Genomic DNA, 8,037 nt, shown 5'->3' with positions numbered 1-8,037 from the left:
GTGGGCTTGAACTGGCCCTGTCCTGTCATTTCCGTGTGGCAAGTGAGAATGCCCACATGGGCCTCCCTGAGGTTTCCCTGGGTGTCATCCCCGGATATGGAGGTACGCAAAGGTTGCCCATGCTGATTGGAAAGGGAAGGGCTATGGAGTTAATTATGACTGCAGGGATGATCAATGCTGCAGAGGCCAGGGAATATGGCCTGGTTAATCATGTAGTGCCCCAGGAAGAACTGCTGGAGTTTTGTGAGGAGCTCGCAGGCAGGATATCGAATAATTCACCGGTAGCCATCTCTTACGCAATAAAAGCTGTAAATGCAGGTTTTAAGAATAATGCCCGGGGATTTGAAGCTGAAATAAAAGCTTTTGGAGAGTGTTTCGGTACAGCTGACTTCAAGGAAGGGACTACCGCATTCCTCGAAAAGAGAAAAGCCAAATTTCCAGGGGCCTGAATAACCTCTAACGGCTATTATTATGATTAGGAAAACCCTAGCATTCCTGTTTTTTGCATTAATAACAGGACTACTGCAAGGTCAGGAAATACCGGTATCTTTTGAGATTGGCGATAGATATAACGATCGGTATAAATACTCTAACCTGGTAACTATCGATGATGACGGTTCGGGAGGATCCCTTTTGGTAAGGGCCTATTACACCGGCCTGGTCTTAAGTCCTAAAGGATATTTGATTGAGCATTACGACAAAGACCTTAAGCTTCTTGATGAGTTTAATTACAAATTGAAAGGAAAGGAGTTTGTTGACGGATATGTAAAGAACGGGCAGCTCTACCTACTATTTCTGGATTACAACCTCAATACGCTTTCCTATGATTATGTAATGCACCGTAGTCCGGTTTCCGATTACCGCTTTACTGAGGAGCTGCTCCTTCGTATTCCGGCTGAAGCGGTGAATAATCCCCTGGATAAAAACTATTACAACCGTAATTTTTCAAGAGGATTTACAACTACCGTATTGTTCGATGATAATAAGTCTGCATTTATAATCAGCACCCATTACAAGAAGGGCAAACTGAACAAGCACAAAATCCATGTGTTTAGTACTTCCTTAAAAAAGCTTATGGAACACGACTTCTCAGAAGCCGTGGAAAATAAGAATTATGCCTTTGAACAGCTGGCTGTAGCTCCTGACCTCAGTGCAGTATATGTCATGAGCAAAGCCTATTTTAAAAAGAAACGGTTCAAAGCCCTTGAGCGCAAGTTCCAATATGAGTTGATCAAGATTACCGATGGCGGACAGATCATACAAACCTTTGACGGGCCGGGAAAGTATTCAGAAGCCCTGAAACCCATCCTCAATAAAAACCAGCTTATTTGTGTGGGCTTCTATGCAGATCGCAAGGACAATCGTTACAACGGGCTGGGATACTTTTCCCTGAACCCTGAGAACCTGGAGATCAAAACGAAAAAATACAATCCCTTTTCTTCTCAGTTCATGATAGACAAATTCGGGAAGGATGATGCAGAACAGGTTAAGAACCTGGTGTTCAAAAATGTTAGTTTTGCCAGTGACGGATGCGTTCAGTTCAATGCAGAAGAGTATTTCGTCACTAATAGCATCCAGGCCAATTCAAGCGGCGGCCGGGTCCGTGTGGAGCGGTATCACCACAATGATATCGTAAGTGCGAAATTAGGACCCAGTGGCGAACTGATCTGGGCCAGAAATATCAACAAAGCCGAAGTTACGCAGGGCGATGGTGCCTACGCTTCCTATAGTTCCTATATCAAGGACGGGGATACCTATTTCTTCATTAGTTCCGCGGCGGAAAACCCGGAATTGCTGAACAATGAACGGCTTATTTTTAAGCAGGGATTCAGCAGGAACCGAAACGTTTTTGTCATCAGGCTGGATGCAGCAGGAAAAATGAGCTATTCGAAGATGATAGACAGTAAGGATGCCCGCCTGCCCCTGATGGTATCAAAACCCCTGATGAACAAGGATCAGGACGCCTTGCTCTTTTATGCCAAACGGGGTACCAAGAAACAACTGGTGAACGTCTCTATTAACTAGATCATCTTATTTCATATTTATTATTGGAAATAATCCATATATTTGGATATATTCCATTGATGAAAAAATCTACACCGCTTACAGGCAGGGGAGCTCAAAGCAACCTTCACAACCGCTTTCTTCAGCATATTCATGAACAACGGGGGGATTTTCTGGAGTATTGTCATAGAGCAGGGGAGCCTGCAGATCGTATTAAGACACAATATCTTCAGGTATATCCAAAGTCTGTTGTAAATAAGGTGAACAGTCCGGACCTGAGATTGGAGTATTCCATGAATCCCTACCAGGGATGTGAGCACGGCTGTATCTACTGTTACGCCAGGAACAGCCATGAATATTGGGGGTACAGTGCCGGACTGGATTTTGAAAGGAATATACTGGTAAAGAAAAATGCTGCCGAACTGCTGGCCACCCAACTCAGAAAACGCAGCTGGAAGGCAAAAACCATCGTACTATCCGGGAATACAGACTGTTACCAACCCGCGGAAAAAAAATTTGGGATTACCAGGTCCTGCCTTGAAGTTTTTTTAAAATACCGGCACCCGGTTGGGATCATAACCAAGAATGACTTGATCCTTAGGGATCTTGATCTGCTCACAGAACTGAACGGCCATGGCTTGCTTGCTGTCCATGTGTCTATTACTACCCTTTCCGAGAAAACCCGGAGGTTATTGGAACCCCGCACGGCGACCATTAAAAAAAGATTACGTTTGGTAGAAAAACTCAGTAGCTCCGGTATTCCTGTTAATGCTATGCTGGCACCAATAATCCCGGGAATCAACAGCCATGAGATGTTATCCATGGCAAAGGCTTGTTCGGAACACGGTGCCCGGTCTTTTGGATATACCGTGGTGCGTTTGAACGGGGCCATAGGTACGCTTTTCACGGAATGGATCAATACGGCACTACCGGATAAAGCTGATAAGGTGCTGTCACAGATAGCTGCCTGCCATGGGGGACAGCTAAGCGATAGCCGTTTTGGCCTGAGGACACGTGGTGAAGGCAAAATAGCGAAGCAGATCCAGGACCTGGCCGGGCTGGCGAGACGCAGGTATTTTAAAGACAGGAAAATAGGACCGCTGAATACGGAACTGCATGCACAATACAAAACCGGTCAGCTGGGATTATTCTAGTACCACTGGTTTGTTTAAGCCCAGGATCTGGGCTTGTTCTTTTTCAGGGAGATCCCTCATCCCCATGCCACTCCCTGTAAAATTGCTCGAGGAACTTCAGCATGTATTCATGTCGTTCAACGGCCAGTTTTCTGCCCGTTTCTGTATTCATTTGGTCCTTGAGCTTGAGTAGTTTTTCGTAAAAATGATTAATAGTAGGGCTTTTGGAGTTTTTATACTCTTCCTTGCTGAGGTTTGTTTCCGGTTCAATTTCAGGATCGTAGAGCGCCCGGTTGCGAAACCCACCGTAATTGAAAGCGCGTGCAATGCCAATAGCCCCCATGGCGTCTAAACGGTCGGCGTCCTGCACAATTTTCAAGGTGATGGATTTATGAGTCTTACCCGTCTTTTCCAGACTATTTTTGAAAGAAATGTTCTGTACGATATCTACCACCTCTTCAATCTGATCTTGCGGAACCGCGATGCTTTTAAGGAAAGACTCGGCTTTCTTCGGACCTACCGTTTCGTCCCCATTGTGGAATTTGGCATCGGCGATATCGTGCAGTAAGGCACCCAGGCCAACAGTTAGCTTATCCGCTTCTTCACCAGCGGCGATTTCCATTGCATTTCGGTAAACCCTGTAGGTATGCCACCAGTCGTGCCCCCCTTCTGCCCCTTCTAGTGTTGCTTTGACAAAGGTTTCGGTAGTCTTCAGAATTTCAGGAGCGGTCATGGGTCAACAACTATTTGTGAGGTTATTTGTTCTTCAATCCTCTTGATCAAAGCCTCAGGGTCCCCTGAATTTTCCAGTGGGGCATGAACCGTGAATTTCAGATGGGAACCAATACCGTAAGGAAATTTCCCATAGCGCAGCATTTTCCAGGAATTGTTAATGGTTACAGGCACCAATAGGGCCGAAGGCGCGTGTTTCATTATAGTTTTTAGTCCGTTGATCTGAAATTTTTTGGGATGTCCTGTCCGGCTGCGCGTTCCTTCCGGAAAGATGACAGCACTTCGCCTGTGCTTCTCTATATAATCTCCCAGCCGGGCAATCTGTTCCAGGGCCTGCTTGCTGTCTTTCCTGTCGATAAGGACGGAGCCCCCATGGCGGAGATTGTAGGAAACACTGGGGATACCCTTCCCCAATTCTATTTTACTGACGAATTTGGGATGGTGATCCCGCATATACCAGATAATTGGAGGGATATCATTCATGCTCTGGTGGTTGGCAACAATGATCAGGGGACGATCTTTGGGGATTTTATGAGGATTTTTAAAGGTGTAGCGGGTGCCCAGAATCAGCGTAATTCGAATCAGGAAAAGGTTAAGCACACTTACGCTGCTCTTGTGCGCATTGTAGCCAAAGGCATTGAAACAAACCCACTGGATGGGATGGAACACTAACAGCACTATCCCAAACAGGATAAAGTAGAGGACAGTTAAGGGGTAAGCCAGTAACTTGCGCATACACAAAAATAAAAATCCGGACAGACTAAGCGTATAAGTAGCGCCTTTTCCAAATTGAAGATAAGGTAATATTCTCATGGATTCCATTGATTCCATTGATCTTCTTCATAAAAAGCCGTGAAAATCTGAAGATTATATTTATCTTTAACGCAATAGAAAATCTAATCATTTTGCAATGGGTAAATTCGAAATCAAAAAAGACAAAGCGGGAAAATTCCGATTCAATCTTAAGGCCGGTAATGGTCAGGTAATTTTATCAAGCGAGGCGTATAACTCCAAGTCAGCTTGTGACAATGGTATTGAATCTGTCAGGAAGAACTCCGCGGACGATGCTCGTTTTGAGCGTAAAACAGCCAAAAATGGTAAGGCTTATTTTAATTTAAAAGCTTCTAACGGACAAGTAATTGGGGCCAGCCAAATGTATGCTTCCAATGCTTCCATGGAAAATGGTATCAAATCCGTTAAAAACAATGCTGCCGGGGCATCTATCGATGACCAAACCGATTAAGGTATTGTAATATGCAATAAAAAGGCGGCCATGAGCCGCCTTTTTGTATTGTGGAGGTGTGTGGAGTTAACAGTACTCGTCGTACGCCCCTGCAAGGTTCTCTGCGATCATCTCGGCAGGCCTGCCTTCAATATGGTGACGTTCGATCATGTGAACCAACTCTCCATTTTTAAACAGGGCCATGCTGGGAGAAGAAGGAGGGAAGGGTACCATTAGCTCCCGGGCAGCGTTAACTGCCTCAGTATCTACACCAGCAAAAACGGTAACCAGATGGTCGGGTTTTTTGGGGTGCATCAAACTCATTTTGGCTGCCGGCCTTGCGTTGGCTGCGGCACAACCACAAACAGAATTCACCACTACAAGGGTAGTACCTTCCTGTTTGATGGCCGACTCAACGGCTTCTGCAGTATATAATTCCTGAAAACCAGCCGAAGCCAGGTCTTCTCTCATGGGTTTTACTAATTCCGCGGGATACATAGTCTTTTTTTTTAATTAAGAGCAGCAAAGATAATTAATTAGAATCATTTTACACAAGAGATGCGAGCTCCCGGCCTGCCCTTTGATAACCCCCAAATGTCCTATCTTTGGCCAAAATTTTTCCTCAGATGATCAAGTGGGTCGCAGGGATTTTAGGGTATTTTCTTTTCAGGCTTCCCGGGGCCCTGATAGGCTTCTTGCTGGGTAGTTTTTTAGATAACCTTGGCAGTGGGGATGGGCCGCAGTCGCTTTTTGGTGACGTGGGTCGCAGAACGGTTTCCCCTGCTGATTTTGAGCTCAACCTGCTTTCCCTTTGTTCTATAGTGATAAAGGCAGATGGGCAGGTGAGCGAAAGAGAACTCAACTATGTGAGGCAATATTTCCTCAGCACCTACGGAAAGGACAAGGCAAATGCCATCTTTCGCACCTTTAATGAAGTAATTAAAAAAAGGGAAGTTTCCGCACGGCGTATTTGTACCTATCTCAACCAGAGGACGCGCTATGAGGTTCGTCTGCAACTGTTGCATTTTTTGTTTGGGATCGCCCAGGCAGACGGGGCGGTAAGTAAGGCTGAAGTGAACAAACTGCGGGAAATTGCGGGGTATCTAAGAGTGGGACGTTACGATTTCGAGAGTATTAAGGCCATGTTTGTAAAAACCACAGACCATGCCTATCGTATTTTGGAAATTGAGAAATCCGCTACTGACGAAGAGGTAAAGACGGCCTATCGCAAGATGGCTAAAAAGTACCACCCGGATCGTGTCCTTACAGAAAACGAAGCCATTAAGAAAGGGGCGGAAGAAAAATTTAAGGAGGTGCAAAAAGCATATGAATCCATACAACGCGAACGGGGACTCTAAGTGCCCCCTTTCATTCGCTTGTCAAAATTAAAATAGCAATGCAGGATTTTTGGTTCTATACAAAACTGGGCTTTAACCACGTCATGGATTTTGGGGCATATGACCACATCCTTTTCCTGGCAGCCCTTGCCGTCCCCTTTACCTTTAAAAGCTGGAAGAAGGTCCTGATCCTGGCAACGCTATTTACCCTCGCTCATTGTTTTTCCCTTGCCCTTTCTGCTTACGATATTCTGCGTGTTGATGTGGGTTTGATCGAATTCCTGATCCCGGTAACGATTTTTCTTACTGCAGTATTCAACCTCTTTTACACCAGGAGGGATGCGGATCAGTTTCGAATCCTGTGGCATGGTGTCGCCACAACGTTTTTTGGATTGATACACGGATTTGGCTTTTCCAATTACTTCAATATGATGATGGCCGAGATCGAAGACAAGGCCATTCCCCTGCTGGGCTTTGCCTTGGGTATCGAGATTTCTCAGGTGGGCATAATCGTGTTTATACTCCTGGTGGGTTGGGTACTCCTTGTCGCACTCAGGGTAAAACGCCCGGTCTATATCGCCGTGTGTTCCCTGATTGTGCTGCTGATCACCCTGCCTATGCTGAGGGAAACCTTTCCCGCTTAACGATTTTCACTTAAAATTAACCGTTTTGGGGTTGTCAGGCTCTTTCAAAGCAGGTATCTTAGTCATCAATTGACCAGTGTGAGGACACGGTCGCATTACATTGCCACCCTTGAAAGAGACCAAACAGGAAAAATACGACAAGGCTTATCTAAGAATGGCCCATGAATGGGGTAAACTCTCCTATTGCAAGCGCAAACAGGTAGGTGCCATCGTCGTAAAAGATCGCATGATCATTTCGGACGGATATAACGGCACTCCCACGGGTTTTGAGAATGTTTGTGAGGACGAAGAAGGGTACACGAAATGGTATGTATTACATGCAGAGGCCAATGCGCTCTCCAAAGTCGCAGCATCCACCCAATCTTGTGAAGGAGCTACTTTGTACATTACCCTGTCACCCTGCAGGGAGTGTAGTAAGCTCATCCATCAGGCAGGCATCAAAAGGGTAGTGTATCAGATTTCCTATAAAGACGATTCAGGGATTCAATTCCTTGAGCGAGCCGGGGTGGAATTGGTGCACATGCCGGTTATTAAAAGTAATTTTTCAGCAGAAGTTGAATAGATGAAGAAGAGCTACTACATATTGCCTACACTGCTGGCGCTGGCATTGGCGATAGGCATTTTTGTCGGGGGGAAACTGCATTTCAATGATACGCCCGAAAAATTGTTTACCACCAATTCTAAAAAAGATAAGCTCAACAGGCTTATTGACTATATCGACTACGAATACGTAGACGATATCAACACGGATAGCATCGTGGACGTTACCGTAAATAACATCCTGGATAAACTGGATCCGCACTCTGTCTATATCCCAAAAAGTGAAATGAAACGGGTTTCAGAGAATATGAAAGGGGATTTCGTGGGGATAGGGGTAAATTTTTATATGTACAAGGATACCATTACCGTGATCCGTACGGTGCCTGGTGGCCCCAGCTCCAAAAAAGGCATCATGCCTGGAGACC

General features: G+C 45.4%; 11 protein-coding genes. 8 read left to right on the top strand and 3 right to left on the bottom strand.

Annotation, left to right across the window (positions count from 1 at the left end; translation table 11 throughout):
• From AC4E7D_RS00560 to AC4E7D_RS00550, 3 genes are all read left to right on the top strand, one after another.
• Window positions 1-449: enoyl-CoA hydratase/isomerase family protein (locus AC4E7D_RS00560; protein WP_490171846.1), on the top strand; the 449-nt coding region annotated here is incomplete at its 5' end.
• A gap of 22 nt (window positions 450-471) precedes the next feature.
• A complete protein-coding gene (locus AC4E7D_RS00555; protein ID WP_490171845.1) occupies window positions 472-2,025 on the top strand; it encodes a hypothetical protein in 1,554 nt (517 codons plus the stop codon).
• A gap of 59 nt (window positions 2,026-2,084) precedes the next feature.
• Window positions 2,085-3,158 (top strand): PA0069 family radical SAM protein, encoded by a 1,074-nt coding sequence (locus AC4E7D_RS00550; protein WP_490171844.1) that lies wholly within the window; start codon window positions 2,085-2,087, stop codon window positions 3,156-3,158.
• 43 nt (window positions 3,159-3,201) lie between these two features.
• Here the strand turns inward: AC4E7D_RS00550 and AC4E7D_RS00545 are convergent, their stop codons facing one another.
• Complete coding sequence (locus AC4E7D_RS00545) at window positions 3,202-3,870, bottom strand: HD domain-containing protein (protein WP_490171843.1); 669 nt, start codon at window positions 3,868-3,870, stop codon at window positions 3,202-3,204.
• Window positions 3,867-4,604, bottom strand: coding sequence for a lysophospholipid acyltransferase family protein (locus tag AC4E7D_RS00540; RefSeq protein ID WP_490171842.1), 738 nt, complete (start codon window positions 4,602-4,604; stop codon window positions 3,867-3,869). Before AC4E7D_RS00540 ends, AC4E7D_RS00545 begins: the two co-directional genes overlap by 4 nt.
• A 175-nt stretch (window positions 4,605-4,779) precedes the next feature.
• On the opposite strand from AC4E7D_RS00540, the gene AC4E7D_RS00535 reads away from it, so the two are divergent.
• Window positions 4,780-5,112, top strand: coding sequence for a YegP family protein (locus tag AC4E7D_RS00535; protein ID WP_490171841.1), 333 nt, complete (start codon window positions 4,780-4,782; stop codon window positions 5,110-5,112).
• Window positions 5,113-5,178: 66 nt separating this feature from the next.
• Here the strand turns inward: AC4E7D_RS00535 and AC4E7D_RS00530 are convergent, their stop codons facing one another.
• Window positions 5,179-5,589 carry a BrxA/BrxB family bacilliredoxin gene (locus AC4E7D_RS00530; RefSeq protein ID WP_490171840.1) on the bottom strand — a complete coding sequence of 137 codons (411 nt, stop codon included), beginning with the start codon at window positions 5,587-5,589 and terminating at the stop codon, window positions 5,179-5,181.
• Between the two features lie 128 nt (window positions 5,590-5,717).
• On the opposite strand from AC4E7D_RS00530, the gene AC4E7D_RS00525 reads away from it, so the two are divergent.
• The 4 genes from AC4E7D_RS00525 to AC4E7D_RS00510 form a co-directional block, all read left to right on the top strand.
• On the top strand, window positions 5,718-6,449 hold the full coding sequence (locus tag AC4E7D_RS00525) for a tellurite resistance TerB family protein (RefSeq protein WP_490171839.1): 732 nt from the start codon (window positions 5,718-5,720) through the stop codon (window positions 6,447-6,449).
• 38 nt (window positions 6,450-6,487) lie between these two features.
• A complete protein-coding gene (locus AC4E7D_RS00520; protein ID WP_490171838.1) occupies window positions 6,488-7,072 on the top strand; it encodes a HupE/UreJ family protein in 585 nt (194 codons plus the stop codon).
• A 109-nt stretch (window positions 7,073-7,181) separates the two neighbouring features.
• On the top strand, window positions 7,182-7,634 hold the full coding sequence (locus AC4E7D_RS00515; RefSeq protein WP_490171837.1) for a deoxycytidylate deaminase: 453 nt from the start codon (window positions 7,182-7,184) through the stop codon (window positions 7,632-7,634).
• On the top strand, window positions 7,635-8,037 hold a 403-nt coding region (locus AC4E7D_RS00510; protein ID WP_490171836.1), incomplete at its 3' end, for a S41 family peptidase. It abuts the gene before it with no gap.

The organism is Lentiprolixibacter sp. (assembly GCF_982873095.1).
Note: the sequence above shows the minus strand (reverse complement) of the source record. Positions and strands in the feature narration are given on the sequence as shown.